Source organism: Megasphaera hexanoica, from assembly GCF_043520715.1.
Taxonomy (GTDB): Bacteria; Bacillota; Negativicutes; order Veillonellales; family Megasphaeraceae; genus Megasphaera; species Megasphaera hexanoica.
This window is the reverse complement of the sequence record NZ_CP171361.1, coordinates 1,835,876-1,858,265: the sequence shown is the minus strand read 5'-3', so window position 1 is coordinate 1,858,265 and position 22,390 is coordinate 1,835,876. Positions and strand designations below refer to the sequence as shown.

At 56.3% G+C, this 22,390-nt stretch carries 21 protein-coding genes and 1 riboswitch; of the genes, 20 read left to right on the top strand and 1 reads right to left on the bottom strand.

Annotated elements, in window-relative coordinates; genetic code table 11:
* Positions 1-18: 18 nt before the first annotated feature.
* Positions 19-1,728 (bottom strand): NFACT family protein, encoded by a 1,710-nt coding sequence (locus tag ACGTIC_RS09205; RefSeq protein WP_113855841.1) that lies wholly within the window; start codon positions 1,726-1,728, stop codon positions 19-21.
* A gap of 559 nt (positions 1,729-2,287) precedes the next feature.
* Here ACGTIC_RS09205 and ACGTIC_RS09200 point away from each other — a divergent pair.
* The 20 genes from ACGTIC_RS09200 to ACGTIC_RS09105 all read left to right on the top strand — a co-directional run bounded on the left by ACGTIC_RS09200 (position 2,288) and on the right by ACGTIC_RS09105 (position 22,382).
* Positions 2,288-2,794, top strand: a complete 507-nt coding sequence (locus tag ACGTIC_RS09200) for a type II toxin-antitoxin system antitoxin SocA domain-containing protein (protein ID WP_113855842.1) — start codon at positions 2,288-2,290, stop codon at positions 2,792-2,794.
* A gap of 22 nt (positions 2,795-2,816) precedes the next feature.
* Entirely contained in the window at positions 2,817-3,212 is a 396-nt protein-coding gene (locus ACGTIC_RS09195) for a hypothetical protein (RefSeq protein WP_162816246.1), read from the top strand.
* Between the two features lie 1,093 nt (positions 3,213-4,305).
* Positions 4,306-5,760 (top strand): M17 family metallopeptidase, encoded by a 1,455-nt coding sequence (locus ACGTIC_RS09190; RefSeq protein WP_113855845.1) that lies wholly within the window; start codon positions 4,306-4,308, stop codon positions 5,758-5,760.
* Positions 5,757-6,557 (top strand): PHP domain-containing protein, encoded by an 801-nt coding sequence (locus tag ACGTIC_RS09185; RefSeq protein WP_075582393.1) that lies wholly within the window; start codon positions 5,757-5,759, stop codon positions 6,555-6,557. Before ACGTIC_RS09190 ends, ACGTIC_RS09185 begins: the two co-directional genes overlap by 4 nt.
* A 56-nt stretch (positions 6,558-6,613) precedes the next feature.
* Entirely contained in the window at positions 6,614-7,444 is an 831-nt protein-coding gene (locus ACGTIC_RS09180) for an Asp23/Gls24 family envelope stress response protein (RefSeq protein WP_307788662.1), read from the top strand.
* Positions 7,445-7,478: 34 nt separating this feature from the next.
* Positions 7,479-7,656: riboswitch (cobalamin riboswitch) on the top strand.
* 118 nt (positions 7,657-7,774) lie between these two features.
* Entirely contained in the window at positions 7,775-8,389 is a 615-nt protein-coding gene (locus ACGTIC_RS09175; protein ID WP_113855847.1) for a MotA/TolQ/ExbB proton channel family protein, read from the top strand.
* Positions 8,390-8,392: 3 nt separating this feature from the next.
* Positions 8,393-8,806: a biopolymer transporter ExbD gene (locus tag ACGTIC_RS09170; RefSeq protein ID WP_075582391.1), complete on the top strand. Its 414-nt coding sequence runs from the start codon at positions 8,393-8,395 to the stop codon at positions 8,804-8,806.
* Positions 8,803-11,112 (top strand): TonB-dependent siderophore receptor, encoded by a 2,310-nt coding sequence (locus tag ACGTIC_RS09165; RefSeq protein ID WP_113855848.1) that lies wholly within the window; start codon positions 8,803-8,805, stop codon positions 11,110-11,112. Before ACGTIC_RS09170 ends, ACGTIC_RS09165 begins: the two co-directional genes overlap by 4 nt.
* A gap of 12 nt (positions 11,113-11,124) precedes the next feature.
* Positions 11,125-12,093 carry an ABC transporter substrate-binding protein gene (locus tag ACGTIC_RS09160; RefSeq protein WP_113855849.1) on the top strand — a complete coding sequence of 323 codons (969 nt, stop codon included), beginning with the start codon at positions 11,125-11,127 and terminating at the stop codon, positions 12,091-12,093.
* Positions 12,093-13,076 carry an iron ABC transporter permease gene (locus ACGTIC_RS09155; RefSeq protein WP_075582388.1) on the top strand — a complete coding sequence of 328 codons (984 nt, stop codon included), beginning with the start codon at positions 12,093-12,095 and terminating at the stop codon, positions 13,074-13,076. The genes ACGTIC_RS09160 and ACGTIC_RS09155 overlap by 1 nt, the downstream gene beginning before the upstream one ends.
* Positions 13,076-13,852 (top strand): ABC transporter ATP-binding protein, encoded by a 777-nt coding sequence (locus ACGTIC_RS09150; RefSeq protein WP_059075804.1) that lies wholly within the window; start codon positions 13,076-13,078, stop codon positions 13,850-13,852. Before ACGTIC_RS09155 ends, ACGTIC_RS09150 begins: the two co-directional genes overlap by 1 nt.
* Before the next feature lie 78 nt (positions 13,853-13,930).
* Positions 13,931-15,067, top strand: a complete 1,137-nt coding sequence (gene cbiD / locus ACGTIC_RS09145) for a cobalt-precorrin-5B (C(1))-methyltransferase CbiD (protein ID WP_059075805.1) — start codon at positions 13,931-13,933, stop codon at positions 15,065-15,067.
* Positions 15,064-15,780 (top strand): precorrin-2 C(20)-methyltransferase, encoded by a 717-nt coding sequence (gene cobI, locus ACGTIC_RS09140; protein WP_113855850.1) that lies wholly within the window; start codon positions 15,064-15,066, stop codon positions 15,778-15,780. The genes cbiD and cobI overlap by 4 nt, the downstream gene beginning before the upstream one ends.
* Positions 15,777-16,532: a precorrin-4 C(11)-methyltransferase gene (cobM, locus tag ACGTIC_RS09135; RefSeq protein ID WP_113855851.1), complete on the top strand. Its 756-nt coding sequence runs from the start codon at positions 15,777-15,779 to the stop codon at positions 16,530-16,532. Before cobI ends, cobM begins: the two co-directional genes overlap by 4 nt.
* 23 nt (positions 16,533-16,555) lie before the next feature.
* Positions 16,556-17,611: a cobalt-precorrin 5A hydrolase gene (locus tag ACGTIC_RS09130; RefSeq protein WP_113855852.1), complete on the top strand. Its 1,056-nt coding sequence runs from the start codon at positions 16,556-16,558 to the stop codon at positions 17,609-17,611.
* A gap of 4 nt (positions 17,612-17,615) precedes the next feature.
* Positions 17,616-18,350, top strand: coding sequence for a precorrin-3B C(17)-methyltransferase (gene cobJ, locus ACGTIC_RS09125; protein WP_059075809.1), 735 nt, complete (start codon positions 17,616-17,618; stop codon positions 18,348-18,350).
* Entirely contained in the window at positions 18,347-19,105 is a 759-nt protein-coding gene (gene cobK, locus ACGTIC_RS09120; RefSeq protein ID WP_059075810.1) for a precorrin-6A reductase, read from the top strand. Before cobJ ends, cobK begins: the two co-directional genes overlap by 4 nt.
* A gap of 21 nt (positions 19,106-19,126) precedes the next feature.
* On the top strand, positions 19,127-20,374 hold the full coding sequence (gene cbiE, locus ACGTIC_RS09115) for a precorrin-6y C5,15-methyltransferase (decarboxylating) subunit CbiE (protein WP_257536502.1): 1,248 nt from the start codon (positions 19,127-19,129) through the stop codon (positions 20,372-20,374).
* The gene (locus ACGTIC_RS09110; RefSeq protein ID WP_113855854.1) at positions 20,365-21,753 is read left to right on the top strand and encodes a cobyrinate a,c-diamide synthase; all 1,389 of its coding nucleotides are present in this window, start codon (positions 20,365-20,367) and stop codon (positions 21,751-21,753) included. Before cbiE ends, ACGTIC_RS09110 begins: the two co-directional genes overlap by 10 nt.
* Entirely contained in the window at positions 21,750-22,382 is a 633-nt protein-coding gene (locus tag ACGTIC_RS09105; RefSeq protein WP_113855855.1) for a precorrin-8X methylmutase, read from the top strand. The genes ACGTIC_RS09110 and ACGTIC_RS09105 overlap by 4 nt, the downstream gene beginning before the upstream one ends.
* Positions 22,383-22,390 lie beyond the last annotated feature (8 nt).

Here is a 22,390-nt window from a genome sequence, read left to right as displayed (position 1 = left end):
GGTACGGGTATGCCGGGATTATTCCCATTTTTTCGGTTGTACGTTATAGGTCGTCTGCCCTTCGAATACGACGTAGCCCGGTACGGCGTGGGCCGGTTTCTTTACATTGCGGACGAGGGTGCAGTCTACTTCGACCTTGCTGTCCTGACGGGCTTTGCTGTACCAGGCGGCCAGTTCGGCTGCGGCGGTCAGCTGGGTATTGGTCGGCTGTGCGTTGTGGCAGGCCAGGATGACGTGGGAGCCGGGACGGTTCTTTACGTGGAACCACAGGTCGTAGGGATGGGCTTTTTTGAGGGTCAGGAAATCGTTCTGCCGGTTGTTGCGGCCAATCCAGATGTCGAGGCCGTCTACGCGGACGGTGAGGATATCCTGGGAAAATTCGCGGCGCAGCTTGTCCTTGGAAGAGGACTTGATGAGTCCCATCTGGCGCATTTCTACTTTAATATCGGTGATTTCCGATTTCGTACTGGCATTTTCCAGGGCGTATTCCAGGGAGTAGAGATAATTGAGATAGCGGGCGTTTTCTTCGTGCAGTTCCCCCGATTTCTGGATGCGGTTGCGCATCTTGGTATAGCGCTTGTAGTAGCGGTTGGCGTTGTCCGTCATGGAGTAGGCCGGATCGAGGGGAATGGTGACCGGAGCCTGCTCCGGTGTCAGGATGTCCGGCAGGGTCACGGATTTTTCGTGGTCGTGTTTTTCGTAGGCGTAGATCATGAGCAGGTCGCCGTAGTGTTTGTACGTGTCCATCTTGGATGTTTCTTTCATTTCGGCGGCGATGCGCTTGATTTTCCGCTTCTGTTTTTCAATGAGTTTGCCTACTTTTTTCTGGAGTTGTTCCTGTTCCCCGCTCAGGCTGCGGTGGGCCGTCTGATAGTCGCTCAGGTATTCTTCGATGAGGTCGAAGTGGCGGCGCGGATACTGGGCCAGGCTACGGAGGAGGATGGGAAAGAGGATTTCCTTGCCCCGGACGGTGTAGACGTAGGCGCCGCTTACGCCCTGAAGTTCATTTCCAAAGGAGACGATAGCATTGCACCAGGCGTCTTTCTGTGTTCCCGTCAGGTCCGATACGGGGGTGTTTTTGTCGATGTCTGTGCGGAAGGCCAGTTCGTCGAGGACGATGGTGCTCATGCCGTTGAAGCGTTTGAGCATCCACTGGTACAGGGGTTCGCTGCTTTCCATGTCGAGCATTTCCCGGAGTTCGGCCGGCGTAAAGGCGAAAGGGTCCATGCGCTGGAAATTGGGCGGGAATTCGTACGGTTCTTTGGGGGCAATGGTGCGGACGGCGTTTTTTCCTTTGCCGGTCTTGATGAGGGCTTCGATGATGATGCCGTTTTCCGTAAAGATGACGTTGCTGTATTTGCCCATGAGTTCGACGTGGATTTTGCGGGTCACCAGGCGGCCGGAGATGTCCAGGACATCGACGTCGATGTCGATGAGGCGGTCCAGGTGGAGCTGGCTGATGGAGGCGATGCGGCCGTTTTCATAGTATTTGCGCAGGAACATGCACAGTCCTGTCGGGGTGTCCGGCGTCGGCGGCATGGTCTGGGATATATAGAGGCGCGGTGCGTCGTCGAGGGTGATGACCAGGTGGTGGATGCCTTTGTCGTTGAAGACGCGGAAATACAGGGACCGGGCGTCGAGCTGGTAAATTTTGGATATGGCACCTCCCTGAAGGAGGGAGACGAGTTCGTTTGTGATGCTATGCAGGGTAATACCGTCTAGATTCATGTTCAGGCTCCTATCGATTCTTTTCGTTTTTTTCGTTTCTCTCTATTCTATCATGTTCTATCGGGCCCTGCCAGTACAAATGCAGACGAGGCCTGCTGGGTTGCAGCTGCTGGATAAGAGCCTGCCAGCCGCCGGACCCCTGTCAGGTTCGGAAGCTCCACGGCCCTTGCCGTGCGTGCCCGTTGCTGGCGCGCTGAAACTCGCTTCGCTCAGACAAAACAGCGCGCCGGACGCAACAGGTACGCCCAGCATCCGTCACGGTCCATGATGACCGCATCGGAACGGAGCCGTTCCCGCAATGTCACCAGCCAGGGGCCCGGTGGCTGGTTGGGTTCGTGCTAGTTAAAGTGTTATGTTAATAGCAGTGTTTACGGGTTGGCTCCACGAATTGGCGGAGGACCCGGTGAAAACGCAGCATTGTTTTATCGGTATTTGACATTTGTATTTTAAACTGTATAATGGAATTAAAGAGTGCACCGGATTTTGCGAATGCGAAGGTACCAACATGCCAGATATGTAGCAATCGCGCCGGGGCTTTTTTATAAGGAGGGGAATAGCTATGAGAGCAAGAGATGTTGCGTTATTCTTCTTATTGAAAGATACGGATAATACTGTATTTACGCAGAATTTAGTGAATAAGAATGATAGAACTTTCTACGATGGCAATGCACGATTGAATAAATTTTTGCATCTGGCCCAAAATATTTATTTAGCTAAGTATGGCGAGTTGTTGTATGATGACGATTTGCTGGCTTATGACAATGGAGGCGTTGTTCAGGAAGTTCAAAAGGGATATGGTTTCTTACTTCACAACAAGCAGAAACTTTCAAGTTCTATCTGTATTACGGAGCAGGCAAAGTCATTTCTAAATGTGTTTTATGATGTTTTTAAAAATGCATCTCTTGATGAACTGATTCAGTTGTCCCATGAGGATGAATCCTGGGTTGACAAGCACAAATATGGAACGGATTTAAAGTTAATCAAAATGGATACTGCCAAGTACGCTGAGCAGTACAAGAAACAATATAGTGATATATTGCAGGTAATGGACGGATTGGGAGCGTAGAATGGTAGAAATAGGAGAGATTTTGTGGTTAAGGATGCGGTTCAATAATGATCCGGGCACTATATCAAAAACAAAACACCCCTATGTCGTAATTCGAAAAAGTGAATTGGGCTTTATCGAGGTCGGACAACTGGACTCGTTACAAGGAAAGGAATACAAGGTTGCCTTTAAATCCAATCATCTTGTCAGGTGTGAAGGGCAAAGTGCAATAACCAAAGATGGATATATACAGATGGATAACTGCTTCATGATTGACGACTATGATAAGCTGTCAAAATACAGCAGGGGAAAGCTTACAGATGACCTTACGAAAGATATTGTTTCTCATTACAACGAGTACCAATCCAATAATGAAATCAGCGAAAATAAGACCGTATATCTCCCTAAAGAGGAAGTAGATGCACTCAATGATACGTAGTCGTTGCCGGTATCGTTTTGTCCCGTATGGCTTGTGCCGTGCGGGATATTTTTTATTAACGACCCGAGCATGAAGGAACTATAGAAAAAGTAATTGGAAAGAAATTTAGCCAGATTTATAAAAAAAGAAGTATCGAGTGAATATAGAGAAGGATTTGATTCTTCTACATCTACTACCGATACGCCTACACAAACGCGTCGTATCAGAGCCGATACTTCTTCTATTTCCATTATATTCTTAAAGGCAGAAAAAGGGAATGAGTCAGATGCAGTACGTAATGGACATACCTGCCATACGGGCCTGCTGGGTAAGAGCCTGCCTGCCGCCGGACCCCTGTCAGGTTCGGAAGCTCCACGGCTCTTGCCGTGCGTGCCCGTTGCTGGCGCGCTGAAACTCGCTTAGCTCAGACAAAACAGCGCGCCGGACGCAACAGGTACGCACGCCATCCGTCACGGTCCATGATGACCGCGCCGGACCGGAGCCGTTCCCGCAATGTCACCAGCCAGGGGCCCGGTGGCTGGTTGGGTTGTAGCTGCTAGATTAAGATTCCTGCCGCCGGGCCCCTGTCAGGTTCGGAAGCTCCACGGCCCTTGCCGTGCGTGCCCGTTGCTGGCGCGCTGAAACTCGCTTAGCTCAGACAAAACAGCGCGCCGGACGCAACAGGTACGCACGCCATCCGTCACGGTCCATGATGACCGCATCGGAACGGAGCCGTTCCCGCAATGTCACCCGCCAGGGGCCCGGTGGCTGTCTGAGTTGTAGCTGCTAGATTAAGATTCCTGCCGCCGGACCCCTGTCAGGTTCGGAAGCTCCACGGCCCTTGCCGTGCGTGCCCGTTGCTGGCGCGCTGAAACTCGCTTTGCTCAGACAAAACAGCGCGCCGGACGCAACAGGTACGCCCATCATCCGTCACGGTCCATGATGACCGCATCGGAACGGAGCCGTTCCCGCAATGTCACCAGCCAGGGGCCCGGCGGCCGTCCGGGTTCGTGTTGCCGGGCTTTCTATAGAACTTATTAAAATAAGAGACAATTTTAGTCTTTTCTGATATACTAAAATTGTATGAAAAGAGTTTGGAAGTGAGGGGACACAGATGATTACTTGCAACGGCAACGGCAGCTTTGACATGCTGGTCATTGGCGTCGATAAGAAGATGAAAGCCCTGCAGCGGGTACCCAAGGAGGATGTAAAGGCCCTGAAGGTATTTGTTGAGGAGCGGCCTGATATATTGGATTATACTTCGCTTTATGTGTATCATTGTGCCAGTGGCAGCAAGGTACATACGTATCTCCTGGTAGGGCTGGACAATAAACCGGTACAGTATGCGACGTATGAGGATTTCCGGGTAGGCCGCCAGATTTTGCAGGCTGCGCGGAAGGAGAAGGTCCGGGAGCTGGCTCTTTTGATCGATACGCTGGAAATGGATATTCCATCGCTCATCGACGGACTGTTGTACCAGAATTATGAGTTTATCCAGTACAAGACCCAGGCGTCGCCCAATCTGGTCAAGAATATCAATCTCATCACGGCGAGCCTGCAGATTAAGGAATTGAATACGCTCTGCTATGTGTATTCGTCGGTTTATGAAGGGATTTATCTGGCCCGGGATCTGACGAATATGCCGTCTAATGACCTGACGCCGCGGAAGTTTGCCGATTCGGTGCAGGAGTTGTGCAAGGGCGAAAATATCCACGTCGAATCGCTCAACAAGTGGAATCTGGAAAAGCGCCATATGGGCGGCATCGTAGCGGTCGGCAAGGGCAGTATGAATCCGCCGCAGCTGGTGTCGGTTCTGTACCAGGGCGATCCGGACAGTAAGGATGTACTGGGGCTGGTCGGAAAGGGCATTCTCTATGACAGCGGCGGCCTGTCTCTCAAGTCCCACGCCAATCTGGAGTTCATGAAAGACGATATGGCAGGAGCCGCAGTGGTCCTGGGCGTTATCCGGGCGCTGATGCTCCTCAAGTATCCCGTCAATGTGCTGGCCGTCATGCCTCTGGCGGAAAATATCCCGTCGGGCATGTCCTACCGCGTCGATGATGTCATTACCATGTACAATGGCAAGACCGTGGAAGTCAAGAATACCGATGCCGAAGGCCGGCTGGTCCTGGCCGATGCCGTAGCCTATGCCCAGGATAAAGGGGCGACGCGGATCATCGATTTCGCTACGTTGACGGGAGCCTGTGTGACGGCTCTTGGTACGGTGCGCAGCGGCATGATCGGCAACGACCAGGAATGGATGAACCGCATTTTCACTATGGCGGAACGGGTCCATGAAAAGGTATGGCAGTTCCCGGCGGACCGGGAATATGAAAAGCAGCTCCAGAGCGATATTGCCGATTTGAAGAACGTCGGCGGTCCCGAAGCCGGAGCCATTACGGCCGGCCTGTTTATCCGTCAGTTCATCAGGGAAGGGACGCCGTGGATCCATTTCGATATCGCCGGGACGGCATTCCTGGAAAAGAAAGATGATCTGGGCTATATGGGCGCGACCGGGACGGGCATCAAGACGGTCCTGGAATGGCTCAAAGGGGGCCAGTCGTCATGAATGTAGATCTGCATATGCATACGACCTGTTCTGACGGCCTGTATACGCCGGAACAGCTGACGAAGATGGCAGCAGAGGCCGGCCTTTCGGTCATGGCCATTTCCGACCACGATACGGTGGCTGCTTACTCCGGTCATTCTTTTGCACCGGGCATACGGGTCATCCCGGCTATTGAAATGAGCAGTGATTATGATGGGGAAGATGTCCATGTCCTGGGCTACTATATCCGGCCGGATCAGAAAGAGCTGACGGAGTATTGCCGGCAATTCAAACAGCGCCGTCTGAACCGGGCTCTGGAGATCGCCGACCGGTGTGTATCCCTCGGCTATGACATCGACCGCGGCCAGATAGAAGGGATGCTGGCCAAAGGGGGGACCGTAGGCCGGCCGCATATTGCCCGCATGCTCGTCGCCAAAGGGTATTTCCCCGATGTGAAAGCCGTATTCGATACGATACTGTACCGCGGCGGACCGGCCTATGTGCCGTATCACCGCCTGACCGTCGATGCCTGTATCGACCTGATCCATACGGCAGGAGGGCTGGCTTTCCTGGCCCATCCGGGACTGTTGAAGCGGACCTTGTCCCGGGTCCTGGCCTTTCCCTTTGACGGACTGGAAGTCTATCACCCCAATAACCGCGGCCGCTGTGACGAATTCCTGCGCATCGCCCGGGAGCATCACTGGCTGGTGAGCGGCGGTTCCGATTTCCATGGCGTACCGGGCCGGTTCCCGGAAACGGTCGGGTCCTATGCTGTAGATGAATCGTACGTGCACGGGCTGCTGGCCTATCGGCCGTAAGACCGGGAAGCGGCAGGGCAGTCTATGTCATGGCAGGCAGAAAGAAAGGATGAGGAATGATGCATATTACCGGCTTTATCGGTGCCAGCGGGACAGGGAAGAGTTATCATGCCCTGGTCGTGGCGCACGAAAGGAATATCGACTGTATCATCGATGACGGCCTGCTCATTTATCAGAACCGCATCGTCGCCGGCCAGTCTGCCAAGGAGGAAACGAACCGCATGCAGGCCGTGCGCCGGGCTATTTTCCTCGACCCGGCCCATGCTGAAGCCGTCCGCAAGGCACTCTTTACGATCCAGCCGCCGCGGCTTCTCATCCTGGGTACGTCGAAGCATATGATATGCCGCATCTGCCAAGCCCTGCACCTTCCTCATGCCGATGATTATATCCATATCGAAGAGGTATCCTCGGCAGCGGAAATCGCCAAAGCCAGGGATATCCGCCTGAAAGAAGGCAAGCATATCATCCCCGTGCCGACGATGGAGCTGAAATCTCATTTCCACGGTTATCTCCTCGATCCCATCCGTTCGTTCCTGTCCGGCCGGGGTGGCAGGAAATCCGGCGTGGAGCAGTCTGTCGTCCGTCCCGTATTCAGCTATTATGGCAAGCTGGTCTTTTCCGATGATGTCCTCTTTGCCCTCGTCCGCCATACGCTCAAAGGGATGAGCGGTATTGCCCGGGTGAACCGTGTCAAGGTGGCCAAGAACTACCTGTCCCATGCCAACGGCCTGGCCATTATCCTGACGCTGACCATTTATTACGGGGAAAATATCCGCCAGCTCCTGCGCCGCGTCAAGGACGAGGTACAGCAGTCTGTCGAATACACTACAGGAATGTCTGTGGATGTTATGAAAATTACCATTCGTGGCATTGCGCCCCGTTCTTGACAGGCTGCAAGAGGCCATGCTACCATTAAATACAACTGCATAGGAGCTGTCAGGTGTCGCAAGACTCAATAGAAAAGCCGGTATAAGCCGGCGCGGTCCCGCCGCTGTAAGGAGGAGCACTGCTGCAGAAACGCCACTGTATATCTGTATGGGAAGGCGCAGCAGGGTCATGAATCCGAGCCAGAAGAACTGCCTGACAAAGAATCACCGGCAGACCTGCGAGCGATGGGGATGGGGATTAGGACTCTGTTCTGTTATAAACCGTAAGGATGACGTATCCCTGCGGTTTTTTTCTGTTTCAGTTGTTTCAGTATGTATAGGAGCGGTAGTATGGAAGCGATTACTAGTGGATTTTTGTTGTTCCGGCAGGGTGGGATTGTCATGTACATCCTCCTGTTGTGTTCATTGTTTGTCGTCTATATCGGTATGGAACGGGCTATTTTTTATACCCACATGGATGCCGGGGCAGCCTTTGCCCAAAGGTTTTACACGTATATGAAACTGGGACAGTACGATAAAGCGCGGACGCTGGCCGATGAAAGCCAGGGAGGGCTGGCCTATATCCTGCGCGACGTCTTTGCCGGCCGTACGGGCAGGGATGTCCGGGCTTATATCGAACTGCAGTCGGGCATTCTCATGGCAAAGCTGCGCAGCCGCCTGTATTATCTCAGTGTCATCGTGACCCTGGGGCCGATCCTGGGCCTGCTCGGAACCATCAGCGGTATGATCCGGGCCTTTAGTATTTTCAACGTACAGACTGGCCAGTCGGCCGCTATCACCGGCGGCGTCGGCGAAGCGCTCATTGCTACGGCTTTCGGCCTATGCGTGGCTATCCTGGCCCTGCTGATCCATTCGTATTTCACGCAGCGTCTGGACCGGATCATCACCGATATGGAGCTGTGTTTTTCGGCTCTCGAAACGATGCCCCGGGAAAAGGAGGACTGAGCCATGCGTTTACGGGATCCACGGTATTTCAAGCAGCCGTCGATCATGATAATCCCCATGATCGATGTCATGTTCTTTCTCCTCGTCTTTTTCATGATGACCTCGTTGTCCATGGTCGATCTGCGTACCATGGGGGTCGATCTTCCCTTTGCCTCCCAGGCAGAGCAGCAGCCGGCGGCACAGTACGTCGTCACCCTGCGCCGCGATGGCTCGCTATGGCTGGACGATGCGCCCGTCGATAAGGAGCGCCTGCTGGCGTCGGCACGGGAACAGCAGCAGAAAGACAGCCGCTTCAACGTCGTCGTCCGTGCCGATAAAGGACTCGATTACGGAACGGTCATGGGCCTCCTCGACGACTTCAAGCGCGTGGGCATCGTCCGCATTGGCCTGGCTGCAGAAAGCGGGGCTGAGCCGTGACATGGGAGAAGAAGAAAGGGCGCGTCGCCGCCGGTCTGTCCGTGTCTCTCCATGCGGCGGTTTATCTGGCCCTGGCAGCAGGCGGCTTTTTTACCATAGCCTACAACTACACACGGCAGGAGCCCGGCACCGTTACGGTCTATAATGCCAACGATCTGTCCGGTGCCGGCGGCCGGGATGCGGCAGGGACGGACGGCAATAGCGGAAGTCCCCTGGCTTCAGAACGTCAGGAAGGCGGCCGCATAAGAACGGACGCCGCACAAGCGCCTTCCATGGCGGCCACGGTGACAAATACCTATCATACGGGACCGGTGCATACCGCCGCGACGGCAGGAGAACCGTCCCGGTCTGGCCGGGCAGAAACGGCCGGTCCTGGAATGGCTCATGGCGACGGCGGCAGCGGACGGGCAGCCGGTCCCGGGACGGACGAAAGCGCGGCACCGTCCGGCTCGATTCATGTCGCCGGTGCCCTGGCGGATATGCTCGATGCCGTGCGGGACAGGCTCCCCGATATAGGGAAACGGGCAGATAAGGAACGGCCTGTTCCCTCTGTTCCGGCCCGTCAGTCCAATACGACCATCATCACCCGGGAAGATATCCAGACCCACCGGGACCAGACCGTCCAGGAAGCATTGCAGCGCGTGACCGGCGTTACCGTCAACGAACAGGTACCGGGTATTTCTTCCTTCGTCAAGCTCAACGGTGATGACCGGGTGCTCATCCTCGTCGATGGGCAGAGCCTGGCCAACGCCCAGGGCAGTGGCTACGGCAGGGGAAGCGTGGATCTGACCAGTCTGCCCGGCGTAGCGGCCATCGACCATATAGAAGTGACGAAAGGCAGCGGATCCGTCCGCTATGGCAGCGGTGCTGTCGGCGGTGTCATCAACATCGTCACGAAGAAAGCCGATCACGACGAATCGACTCTTTCGGCCTATACCGGCTCGTGGGGCATGCATGGCTATACGCTTACGAACAGCGGGAAGCGGGACCGTACGTCCTGGCTGGTCAGCGGCAGTATGGAACGGCGCCAGTATTATGCCTTTCCCCATGGTATCAATACGAATCGTTCCCGCGGCGATATTTTCCGCCAGTCCTTCGACCTGAGACTGGATCAGGAACTGACCAGGGATAGTTCGCTTACGTTCAAGGCTTATCATCAGGATTACCATGGCCATGGATCGACGTTCCTGCCATCCTATTCCCGCTCCCTGCCCCGGAATCTGCGCAAAGAGCGCCTGCCGGGCTGGTACCTCAGTACTAATAAGGTAATCGAACGACTGATCAACGATTACAGCCTGACATATAATTTCCATACCCGTTCGTCCCAGCCGGGATTCTTCCGCTATTTCAATGATTACCAGCGCACGTTCTGGACCAATCATTTCCTGACCCGGACGCAGGGACTGGAATGGCAGAATAACTGGCAGCTGGGCCCCCATCAGCATGTGACGGCCGGAGCCGAATGGACGGAAGATATGGGGACCAACTATGAGGCCCATTATATAGACAAAAAAAGGCACAACCGGGCTGTATATGCCGAGGATGCCCTCAACTTCGGCAAGTGGACCGTGACGCCGGGATTGCGGATCGACGACAACAGTACCTTTGGCCTGCACCGTACACCGCGCCTGGCCATGAATTATAAGGCCAATGACGCCTTTAACGTCTATGCGTCCTGGGGGCGCGTCTTTTCTCCGCCGCGTCTCAACGACCAGTTTTACGTGACATCATCCTCGCGGGGAAGAGAAGATCTGCAGCCGGAAGAAGGCTATACGCAGACGCTGGGATTCCAGTATCAGATACACCCCAAATCGTACCTGGAAGGCAGTATTTTCCACAGTCATCTGCGCCATGTCATCCGCTGGAACCGCAGCGTCACGCCCCACGAAGCGGAAAACCTCGATGAGGAGGATAAACGGGGGCTGGAACTGACGTGGAAGCAGAAGGTCAATGATCATTGGGAATGGAATGCCGGTTACTCCTATATCCATACCCGGACGGACAGCGGAGACGGACTCGTCTTTGATGAGACCTACAACCAGCCCAACGGCTATCGTGCCGGCGTGGCCTATCACAGCAAGAAATGGCAGGCCTCTGTCGATATGACGGCGGGCACGGGCCGGAATGACACGTATTACAGCAACAATTCCTACGTCGTGTGGAACGGCAGTGTCAGTTATGCCGCCAGCAAAGATACGACCATTTATGGTAAAATCAATAATATCAATGATGAAAGCTATGATTTGTATCACAATTATCCTGCCAGCGGCCGGAACTGGCAGATCGGGATCCAAAAGAAATTCTAGGAGGTGTCGGGAATGAAGAAATGCATGACTGCCGTCTTTGTTTGTATGGGACTGATGCTGGCCTGTCTGGGCCTTGTCGGATGCGGACCGGAAACACAGGCGCCGTCATCGGACGGTCCGGCCTTTGCCCAGGTGACCGACGATGCTGGCCGTACGGTGACAATCAAAGAAAAACCGCAGCGCATCGTCGTCCTTTCCACGTCGCTGCTGAATTTTGCCGATGCCGTCGATGGAAATCTTGCCGGACGGGCTTCGGTCCAATCGGATGCGGCGGCTCTGCCGGAACGATATAGCAACGTACCGGAAGTCGGGCCCGTCTACAATGTAAGCGTAGAAAAAATCATGGCCTGCCAGCCCGACCTGGTACTGGCCAATAAAAATCAGCATGAGAAACTCATCCCCCTGCTGGAACAGAACGGCGTGACCGTTCTTGCTCTGACGACGAAGACCTATGACGATGTAAAACGGAATCTGACACTGGTGGGAAAACTCTACGGAAAAGAAGACATGGCACAGGAAAAAATCGCTGCCATGGATAAGGAAATACAGGCTGTCAAAGAGAAAATCCCTGACAATCATCTGACTGTCGCCATTTTGCATGCTACGCCCAGCCATGTCAGTCTGGAACTGGATAAGAGCATTGCCGGCGATGCCGCCCGCATCCTCGGCTTTACCAATGTAGCTCAGGACGGGGCGGACAAGGTGGGAAACAGTGCCGAAAAGGTGCCGTACAGTATGGAAGCACTCGTAGAAAAGGACCCTGATGTCATTTTCATCACCTCTATGGGCCGGAGTGACAAAATCGAAGAAAGGCTCCGTCAGGATGTGGAAAGCAGCCCGGCCTGGCAGACCCTCACGGCGGTGCGGCAGAAGCGGGTCTATGTGCTGCCGGAAAATCTGTTTCTACTCAATCCGGGGCTGGATTATCCGCAGGCCGTCGCTTATATGGCCAAAACCGTCTATCCGGAGGTGTTTCACTGATGGGGCGGCGCTGGCTGAAGCGGCTGATCCTGCTTATGCTGTTTGCCCTGCTGGCCATTACGGGTATCGTCCTGTCGGTCACCCAGGGGGCGGCATCTCTTACGGCGTCGGCAGCCCTGCAGTTTCTCCTCGTTCCCGATAGCAGCACCATGAGTCAGATCATCTGGAATATCCGCCTGCCACGGGCCGTGACCGGCGCTATGGTCGGCATGAATCTGGCCCTTTCCGGGGCGATCCTTCAGGCGGTCATGCGCAATCCTCTGGCAGATCCTCATATCATCGGCATTTCGTCCGGGGCCGGTCTTACGGGTATTGCCATCCTCATCCTGTTTCCTGCCTATACGTATCTCATGCCGGCCGCTGCCTTTACGGGTGCCATGGTGGCAGCTGTCATGATTTACATCCTGGCCTGGAAAAATGGCATCAAGCCCGTGCGCGTCATCCTGGCCGGCGTCGCCGTGTCGGCCTTTCTGGGCGCTGCCATTTCCAGTCTGCTCATCTTTTACAGTGACCGCGTACACGGCGCCCTGCTGTGGATGGTAGGAGGGCTGGCTGCCCGCAGCTGGAATGACGTGACCCTCATCGTGCCGTACACCCTGACGGGGCTGGCTTTGTCCCTGTTTGGAGCTTCCTATCTCAATCTCCTGCAGCTCGGCGATGACATGGCCCGCGGCCTGGGGCTATCGGTCGAACGGGCACGGCTGGGACTGACCGCCATTGCCGCGCTTTTGGCGGCCAGTGCCGTCAGCGTGGCCGGGCTCCTGGGATTTGTCGGCCTCATCGTGCCCCATATGGTCCGCCTCCTGGGAGGGACGGATTACCGCTATATCATACCGGGGTCGGCCCTTCTGGGCATGGCTGTCGTGACCTGGTGTGATACGGTGGCCCGGATCATCCTGGCGCCGGTGGAACTGCCCGTCGGCATTATCATGGCGCTTTTGGGCGCACCGTTTTTTCTGTATCTTCTTAGGAGGGACGTGTGATGGATACACCGCAGGCTCTGAGTCTGGACCATATATCGGTAACGCTGGGACATGTACCGGTCCTGCATGATATCAGTCTGAGCGTGGTACCGGGAGAGTTTCTCTCCATCATCGGACCGAATGGATGCGGCAAAAGCACGCTCCTCAAAGTGCTCTGTCATATGATCCGGCCCCAGTCCGGACAGGCTTTTCTCGAGGGACGGCCTCTTTCGTCATACAGCCGCCGCCAGCTGGCACGCCGCATGGCAATCCTGACACAGAAACACGATATCCCGGAAGACATGACCGTGTACGAACTGGTCAGTCTGGGCCGGTTTCCCTACCGGACGTTTTACCGCCGTCCTTCCATGCAGGAACGGGATATTATCGAAAAAGCCATGGCCGATGCCGGCATCCGATCCTGCCGGGACCGCCTGGTACATACTTTATCGGGCGGCGAACAGCAGCGGGCCTTTCTGGCCATGACCCTGGCCCAGGAGCCGCAGATCCTGCTCCTTGATGAACCGACGACGTACCTCGATATCCGCCACCAGCTGGATATCTTGGAACTCTTGCAGCAGCTCAACGAAACGCTCCATCTGACCATTGTCCTCGTCCTGCACGATATGAATCAGGCCCTCCGCTACAGCCGGCGCACGTTGGTCATGAAAGAGGGCCGCATCGTCGCCCAGGGCCGTCCGCAGGATGTCATCACGCCGGAGATGATACACGACGTGTTTTCCGTGTCCGGTGAAGCGGCCGTCACGGCTTCGGGCCGCCGGGTCCTCGTCTTTTGAGGGTAGCAGGCCGGCATAGTTCATGTTATAATTGAGAAAAATAGTATATACTATACAGAAATCTATATACAGAAAACAATGGATACTTACAAAATCGTACAAGGAAAAAAATTACGCTGCGGCTATACGACCGGCAGTTGTGCTGCCGCTGCCGCCAAGGCTGCCGCCCGCATGCTCTTTACGGGAATGCCCGTTGCCATCGTGCGCCTCATGACGCCCCGGGGTATCGGGCTGGAACTGGAGCCGGAAGAGGTGTCTATCGGCCCGGACCGGGTGACCTGTGCCATCCGCAAGGACAGCGGCGATGACCCGGATATTACCGACGGCATGCTCGTCTTCGCAACGGTAGAAAAGACCGGAGAGGGCATCCGCCTCTGCGGCGGTCCCGGTGTGGGCCGTGTGACCCGTGACGGCCTTTCCTGTCCCAAGGGAGGTCCTGCCATCAATCCGACGCCGCGGCGCATGATAGAAGAAGCGGTGCGTAGGGAAGCACAAAGGGCCGGTTATACGGGCGGACTGGTCGTCACCATTTCCATTCCCGGAGGAGAGACCCTGGCAGCCCGTACGTTCAATCCCCGCCTGGGCATTGAAGGGGGACTGTCGGTCCTGGGGACATCGGGCATTGTCGATCCCATGAGCGAGCAGGCTCTGATCGATACGATCCATACGGAAATGAACTCCCGCAAGGCTGACGGCGTCCGCCACCTCCTTGCTTTTTTTGGCAACTATGGCGTCGATTTCAGCCGCGATGTGCTGCATCTCGATGTCTCCCAGCGTGTCACCTGCAGCAATTACGTCGGCGAACTCCTCGACTATGCCGTCTATAAAGGATTTGAAGATGTCCTGCTCATCGGCCATACGGGAAAACTCATCAAACTGGCGATGGGCATCATGAACACCCATTCCCTTTATGCAGACGGGCGCATGGAATTCATGGCTCTCCAGGCCATGCTGTGCGGTGCCGGCCGTGATACGGGCCGCCGCATATATGAATGTACGACGACCGATACGGCCATAGAGATACTGATAGAAGCGCAGCTGCTCGGACCGGTCATGACGGCGGCAGCCGGAAAAATCCAATATTACATGGACCAGCGGGTCCACGGCGAAATCCGCTGCGGTGCCATGATGTTTTCTAATCGTTACGGTGTGCTGGCCCAGACTCCCCGCGCAGAGGAACTGCTGGCCTTTCACCAGAAGGAGAAGGCTGAATGAAACAAGGAACGTTATACTGCGTCGGCATGGGGCCGGGAGATCCGGAACTAGTGACTTTTAAAGCCTGGCATGCCCTGTGCCGCTGCCCGGTGCTGGCATTGCCCGAAGACCAGAGCGGCCGTCAGACTGCTGCCGCCATCCTGAAAGAAGCCGCGGCCCGGCAGGAAGGGCTGCATCTGGAAGAAAAGGATATCCTGTCCCTGACCTTTCCCATGACCCGCGATGCCGGCCGGCTCAGAAAAGCGCACAGCGATGCATCAGACAAGGTGGCTGCCGTCCTCGACGGGGGATGCGATATCGCCCTCATTACTCTCGGCTGCCCGACGGTTTACGCATCGTGCATGTATATCCAGAAAGAAATCCGCCGCCGCGGTTATGAAACCGTCGTCATTCCGGGCATTACCAGCTTCTCGGCGGCTGCCGCCCGTCTGGGCCAGCCCTTGTGTGAAAAGGATGAACCCCTTCTCATCGTACCGGCCGGACGGGACGATCTGCCGGACCTTCTCGCCGTACGGGGGAGCAAGGTCCTCATGAAAGTACCCCGCCATATGGGCGCCCTCAAGGAACAACTGCAGGATGCAGGACTTTTGCGGCACGCTTCCCTGGTAGAACGCTGTGGCCTTCCGGGGGAACGGGTATGCACGGATTTACGACAGGCAGACGATACGGGGTATTTTTCTGTGATTCTCGTAAGACAGGAGGAGAACCTATGATATATTTTGTCGGAGCCGGCCCGGGAGCCGTCGATCTCATTACCGTACGGGGCCAGAAACTGCTTGAAAAAGCAGACCTCATCATCTATGCCGGATCGCTGGTCAATCCAGAGCTGCTCCAGTTTGCCAAAGAAGGATGCCGCATCTGCAACAGCGCCTCCATGACGTTGGAAGACGTCCTGCAGGAAATGGAACAGGCCGAAGCAGCGGGCAGGATGACGGTCCGCCTGCATACGGGCGATCCCAGCCTGTACGGGGCTATCCGCGAACAGATGGATGCCCTGGACCAGCGGCACATCGCCTATACGTACGTGCCCGGCGTCAGTTCCTTTTCTGCCGCCGCCGCTGCCGTCCGCAAGGAATACACCCTGCCCGGCATCAGCCAGTCGGTCATCATCACCCGCATGGAAGGCCGGACTCCCGTGCCAGACGGTCAGCGCATTGCCGACTATGCCGCCCATCATGCGACGATGGTCATTTTCCTCAGTACAGGTCTTCTGGACAAGCTGCAGGACGAGCTCATCCATGGCGGCTATGCAGAGGACACGCCGGCGGCTATCGTCTACAAGGCATCCTGGCCGGATGAACGGGTCTGTCCCTGCACGGTGGCGACCCTGGCGGAAACGGCGGCAGCTGCCGGTATTACCCGGACCGCGCTCATCCTGGTCGGCGATTTCCTCGATGGTTCCTACGACCGGAGTAAGTTGTATGATCCATCCTTTACTCATGGATTCCGCAAAGCGTCCCAATAGTTCGTGTAAGAGGTGAAGAAACGATGAAGGCAGTGTTGTTTTCCTTTACCCGGCGCGGCGCCAGACTCAGTATTTCCATACAGTCGTATCTGAAACTGTGTGGCTGGCAGGTCCGGGCATTGACAGGGAAAAAATTTGTATCGCTCGATTCCCAGCTGGAAGAAATCGAGCCGGATCTGGCCAGCTGTACCGGTCAGGCCTTTTCCGGGGCAGAACTGCTGGTCTTTATCGGGGCTTCCGGTATTGCCGTGCGCAGTATTGCTCCTTATATAAAGAGCAAAACGACCGATCCGGCTGTCCTGGTCATCGATGAAAAAGGGCAGTACGTCATTCCCCTCCTTTCGGGGCATATAGGCGGGGCCAATCAGATGACGCGCAAACTGGCCGGCTATCTTCATGGCCAGCCGGTCATTACGACGGCGACCGATGTCAACCATCTCTTTGCCGTCGATGAATGGGCGGCACGGAATCACATGGTCATTTCGTCCATGCGGGAAGCCAAGGCATTCTCGGCAGGACTTTTGGACGGCGGCCCCGTCGGGGTATACAGTGATTTTCCCGTAGAAGGTACGTTGCCGGAAGGACTGGAAATGCAGCCATCGGGGCCTCTGGGCATGGCCATTACTCTCAGCCAGGACTGTTATCCCTTTGCCGAAACAGTCGTGCTCCGGCCGCGCATCATCCATCTGGGCATCGGCTGCCGCAAGGATACGCCGGAAGAAGCCATCAGCCGCCTCGTACTGCGCGAGCTGCGGCGCCTGCGCATCGGCCTGAACCTCGTCGCCGATATAGCGACTATTGACATCAAGAAGCAGGAAAAGGGCCTGCTGCATTTTGCCAGGAACAACGCCATCCCCATCCAGTTTTACTCGGCCGGGCAGCTCAATGCGGCACCGGGCCTGGGATTTGCCTCGTCCCGGTTCGTACAGAAAACGACGGGGACCGATAATGTCTGCGAACGGGCTGCCGTACTGGCCAGCCGTGGAGGACGGCTCCTGCTGCATAAAACCGTCCGCGATGGCGTGACGCTGGCCATTGCCTGCGAAGAATTCTGCGTCAATTTTGAAATGATGGAGTGACCATATGAAGAAGAACGTATATGTCATCGGCATCGGTCCCGGGTCGCGTGATGAAATGACATTCCGGGCCGCCTGTGTACTAAAAGAGTGTGATGTCATCGCCGGTTATCAGACGTACATTGACCTCATTCGGGACGATTATCCCGATAAAGAATACATCATTACGGGCATGACCAAGGAGACCGACCGCTGCCGCATGGCCCTGGAACGGGCACAGCAGGGCGCCTCTGTCGCCCTCATATCCAGTGGTGACGCCGGCGTCTACGGCATGGCCGGCCTTATTTATCAGCTGGGCGCGGCCTATCCCGACGTGGATATCACGGTCATACCGGGAATCACGGCGGCCTGTTCCGGCGCAGCCCGTCTGGGTGCCCCGCTCATGAACGATTTCTGCCTCATTTCCCTGAGCGACCTCATGACGCCGTGGGAAACCATCGAAAAGCGCCTGGACTGTGCCGCAGCTGCTGATTTTGTCATCTGCCTGTACAATCCGGGAAGCCACAAACGGGCCGATTATCTCCAGAAGGCCTGTGCCATCATCTTGCGGCACCAGAATGGATCCGTCCCGGCCGGCCTGGTCCGTCACATTGGCCGGAAGGGAGAAGACGCGGCGATCATGACACTGGGCGAACTGCAGCATGTGCCGGTGGATATGTTTACGACCGTATTCATCGGCAACAGCCAGACAGAACTCATAGACGGCCACATGGTGACGCCCCGCGGGTATACGCTGCTGTGACGGGGACGCTTTGGATCATCGGCGGGACGACTGAAGGCCGGGAACTGGCCGCTTATGCCGGAAGCCGGGGCATTCCGACGTATGTCACTGTGGCCACGGCATACGGTGCATCCCTGATTCCGTCATGGCCGTCGCTGACGGTGTGGACCGGCCGCCTGACCGAAGAGGATATGGAACGATTCCTGCTGGAGCACGCCATTTCTCATGTCGTAGATGCCAGTCATCCCTATGCGGCTGTCGTAACCGGCAACTGCCGCACGGCATGTATGCGCCGCCGCGTTTCCTATATCCGCGTGACCCGGCCGGCATTTCCCCATGGAGACGCCGTATCAGTTTATTCCATGGAAGAAGCAGCGGATTTTCTCAGCGATACGGAAGGTGCGGTCTTTCTCACGACGGGCAGTAAGAATCTCGACGTGTTTACCCATATCCCGGACTATGAGAAACGGCTCTATGTGCGTATCCTGCCGCTCAGGGATTCGCTGGACCGGGCCTTGTCCCTGGGGTATGTGCCAGGACATATCATCTGTATGCAGGGGCCTTTTTCTACGGAATTGAACGCCGCCATGTTCCGTCAGTATCACAGCCGGTATGTCATTACCAAGGATTCGGGAAAACCGGGCGGATTTGCAGAAAAACAGGAGGCGGCCCGTATGGCCGGTGCCCGGCTGATCGTCGTCGGGCGGCCAGCGGAAACGGGGGATTCACTGCAGGCCGTCAAGGAGCAGCTCGAGGCCCTTTGGCACGATTCCTGAGAGAGGCGGAGAGGAGAAGAAATGATGGATGTCTATGTCATCGGTATCGGTCCGGGAAATCCGGAATATCTGACAGACCGGGCCCGTTCTGCTATTGCAGCCTGCCCGGTCCTGGTGGGAGACCGGCGCATGGTGGAGCCGTATGCGGCAGCGGGCAAACGACTCGTATATACGTATAAAAAAGATGAAATATATGAGCTGGCCCTGTCTCTCCTTCCGGACGGCGGCCCTATGGCTGTCCTCGTATCGGGCGACGTCGGGTTTTACAGTCTGGCGTCTCTCATCCGGGACTTGCCGGACTGTCATATCGTCCGCATACCCGGCATCAGCAGTCTGGTGTATTTCGCCGCTCTCCTGCAGACGAACTGGCATGATACCTATATTGTCAGCCGCCATGGCCGCCGCGATTCCCTGACAGAAGCCGTGCGCCATCATGGGAAGGTATTCTGCCTTACCGGTGGCAGTGACACGCCGGCCGCCTTGTGCCGCATGCTCTGTCATGCTGGTCTGGGACAGGCCCGGGTTGCCGTGGGATACCGACTGTCTTATGAAGATGAACACGTAGCCAGGGGCACGGCAGAAGAACTGGCCGTGCTGAAGGAAGAGGGCTCGCTGGCCGTCATGATGATCTGGAACGATAAGGCCCGGCCCTGGCAGCGTCCGGTCCACGGCCTTCCCGACGAGTCTTTTATCCGCGGCAAGGCGCCTATGACCAAGCAGGAAATCCGCAGTATTGCCCTGTCCCGTCTGGCGCCGTTTCCCCAGGCCGTTATTTATGATATCGGAGCCGGCACCGGTTCCTGTACGGTGGAACTGGCACTGCTGGCACCGGCGGGGGAAATCTTTGCCTTTGAAATCGATGAAGAAGTCCTGTCTGTCCTTACAGCCAATATAGACCGGTTTGCCTTGTCCAACGTGACCGTCGTTCCCGGGAATGCCGCCCGGACACTGCCCAGTGTGGCAGATGCGCCGGAATATGCCTTTATTGGCGGGACGAAGGGGAATATACCGGCTATACTGGATGAAATATACCGCAAGAACCGGGCCTGCCGCATCGTCATGACGGCTATCACTGTAGAAACACTGGCGGCGGTCACGGCGTATTATGCAGGCCGACCGGACTATACGCTGGATATCACCCAGGTCATGACGGCCCGGTCCCGTCGTGTAGGCAGCAGCCATATGATGATGGCCCAGAATCCCGTGTATATTATGACAGCCGCCTATGATCCCGTCCCGGGCGGAGAAAGGAGTTCGTCATGCCTATAACGGACCTGCCACGACTCATGGTTGCCGCTGCCAGCAGTGGCAGTGGCAAGACGACCGTCGTCTGTACACTCCTGGAACTGCTGCGCCGGCGTTCCTGTCAGGCCGCCGCCTTTAAAAGTGGTCCCGATTATATCGACCCCATGTTCCATAGGCGCGTACTGGATACGCCGTCGTATAATCTCGATCTGTTCCTCCTGGGACGGAACGAACCGGGCCGGGATACGGCCTGCCGCATTCTCGGGCGGCATGGCAGACAAAAGGAGATTGCCATACTGGAAGGAGCCATGGGGTATTACGACGGTATCGGTATGGGCAGTGAAGCCAGTGCCTATGAACTGGCTTCTGCGACGGGAACGCCGGTCGTACTCGTCGTCGATGGCCGGGGCAGTGCCCTGACACTGGCGGCGGTTCTCAAAGGGATGGCGGCATTCCGCAAAGACAGCCGGATTGCCGGTTTCATAGTCAACCGGGTAAAACCCATGGTGTATGCCCGTTACCGCCGTGCCTGGGAAGGGGAATCGGGACTCCGGTCGCTGGGTTATCTGCCGGACATGCCGGACTGTACCTTTTCCAGCCGTCATCTGGGATTGGTGACGGCTTCTGAAATCGCCGATTTACAGGATATACTGCGGAAATTAGGGGATGCAGGAAGAATGAGCCTGGATTGGAGTGCTATGATGGGACTGGCCCGGACGGCGCCGCCCCTTTCCTGGAAAGAACCGGACATGGCGGCTCCGGCTGATACGGTGCGTCTGGCCATCGCCCGGGATGAGGCATTCTGCTTCTACTATGAAGACAGTCTGGATACCTTACGGTCGTACGGGGCGGAGCTGATTCCCTTCAGTCCGCTCCACGATGGAAGCCTGCCCGATTGTGACGGCCTCTATCTGGGTGGCGGCTATCCGGAGCTGTATGCACAGAATCTGAGCCGCAATGGGAGCATGTCCGCATCAATCCGGCAGGCCATCAGGCAGGGCATGCCCTGTCTGGCCGAATGCGGGGGATTCATGTATCTCCATGACTATTACCGCTGCCAGGACGGGCAGCTGCTTCCCTGGGCTGGCGTCATTTCCGGCGAAACCTATATGACAGGCGGCCTGCGCCATTTTGGCTATGTGACCCTGGAAGCCCGGACCGACACCTTGCTGCTGCCCCGTGGTAAAACCCTGACGGCCCATGAATTTCACTATTCCGGTAGTACGGCTTCCGGTTCGTCCTGTACCGCTTATAAGGCCGGGAGCAGCCGCCAGTGGCCGGCTATTGTGGCCAGTGGGCGGCTATTTGCCGGGTATCCCCACATTCATTTCAGCGGCTGTCCGGACTGTGCATCCCGCTTTATCGGGGCCTGCCGCCAATTCAGAAAGGAACGAATGCGATGAAAGTAGAACACATCCTGCCGGCTGATATCGAACGGCGCAGTATGGAAATCATAGAAGAGGAACTGGGGGACATCATCCTGCCTCCCGATGAAAAAGACATCATCAAGCGCGTCGTCCATACGACGGCCGATTTTGACTATGTACGGAACCTGCGCTTCAGTCCCAGCGCCGTCCGGCGCGGACTGGAAGCGCTGAAGCATGGCTGTACGATCGTCACCGATACGAATATGGCCTGTATGGGCATCAGTGCGCCGGGACTAAACAAACTGGGAGCCGGCAAAGTATGTTACATGGCCGACAGTGATGTAGCACAGGCGGCCAGAGAACAGGGGACGACGCGGGCGCAGGCATCGATGGATAAAGCGGCAAAGCTCACCGGTCCCCTGATCATCGCCGTCGGTAATGCGCCTACGGCCTTATTGCGCCTGAAAGAGCTCATAGAATCCGGACGGATCAATCCGGACCTGATCATTGCCGTGCCGGTAGGATTCGTCAACGTCGTCTATGCCAAAGAAGAAATCATGAAAGCCGGCGTCCCGTACATCACGGCCCTGGGACGCAAAGGCGGCAGCAACGTCGCCGCGGCTATCTGCAATGCCCTGATTTATACACTGACGCGCCAGTCCTGATACGCTGG

Coding starts and splice junctions, on each gene's coding strand:
- ACGTIC_RS09205 (WP_113855841.1), bottom strand. CDS start 1,728: ATGAATCTAGACGGTATTACCCTGCATAGCATCACAAACGAACTCGTC.
- ACGTIC_RS09200 (WP_113855842.1), top strand. CDS start 2,288: ATGAGAGCAAGAGATGTTGCGTTATTCTTCTTATTGAAAGATACGGAT.
- ACGTIC_RS09190 (WP_113855845.1), top strand. CDS start 4,306: ATGATTACTTGCAACGGCAACGGCAGCTTTGACATGCTGGTCATTGGC.
- ACGTIC_RS09185 (WP_075582393.1), top strand. CDS start 5,757: ATGAATGTAGATCTGCATATGCATACGACCTGTTCTGACGGCCTGTAT.
- ACGTIC_RS09180 (WP_307788662.1), top strand. CDS start 6,614: ATGATGCATATTACCGGCTTTATCGGTGCCAGCGGGACAGGGAAGAGT.
- ACGTIC_RS09175 (WP_113855847.1), top strand. CDS start 7,775: ATGGAAGCGATTACTAGTGGATTTTTGTTGTTCCGGCAGGGTGGGATT.
- ACGTIC_RS09170 (WP_075582391.1), top strand. CDS start 8,393: ATGCGTTTACGGGATCCACGGTATTTCAAGCAGCCGTCGATCATGATA.
- ACGTIC_RS09160 (WP_113855849.1), top strand. CDS start 11,125: ATGAAGAAATGCATGACTGCCGTCTTTGTTTGTATGGGACTGATGCTG.
- ACGTIC_RS09155 (WP_075582388.1), top strand. CDS start 12,093: ATGGGGCGGCGCTGGCTGAAGCGGCTGATCCTGCTTATGCTGTTTGCC.
- ACGTIC_RS09150 (WP_059075804.1), top strand. CDS start 13,076: ATGGATACACCGCAGGCTCTGAGTCTGGACCATATATCGGTAACGCTG.
- cbiD (WP_059075805.1), top strand. CDS start 13,931: ATGGATACTTACAAAATCGTACAAGGAAAAAAATTACGCTGCGGCTAT.
- cobI (WP_113855850.1), top strand. CDS start 15,064: ATGAAACAAGGAACGTTATACTGCGTCGGCATGGGGCCGGGAGATCCG.
- cobM (WP_113855851.1), top strand. CDS start 15,777: ATGATATATTTTGTCGGAGCCGGCCCGGGAGCCGTCGATCTCATTACC.
- ACGTIC_RS09130 (WP_113855852.1), top strand. CDS start 16,556: ATGAAGGCAGTGTTGTTTTCCTTTACCCGGCGCGGCGCCAGACTCAGT.
- cobJ (WP_059075809.1), top strand. CDS start 17,616: ATGAAGAAGAACGTATATGTCATCGGCATCGGTCCCGGGTCGCGTGAT.
- cbiE (WP_257536502.1), top strand. CDS start 19,127: ATGATGGATGTCTATGTCATCGGTATCGGTCCGGGAAATCCGGAATAT.
- ACGTIC_RS09110 (WP_113855854.1), top strand. CDS start 20,365: ATGCCTATAACGGACCTGCCACGACTCATGGTTGCCGCTGCCAGCAGT.
- ACGTIC_RS09105 (WP_113855855.1), top strand. CDS start 21,750: ATGAAAGTAGAACACATCCTGCCGGCTGATATCGAACGGCGCAGTATG.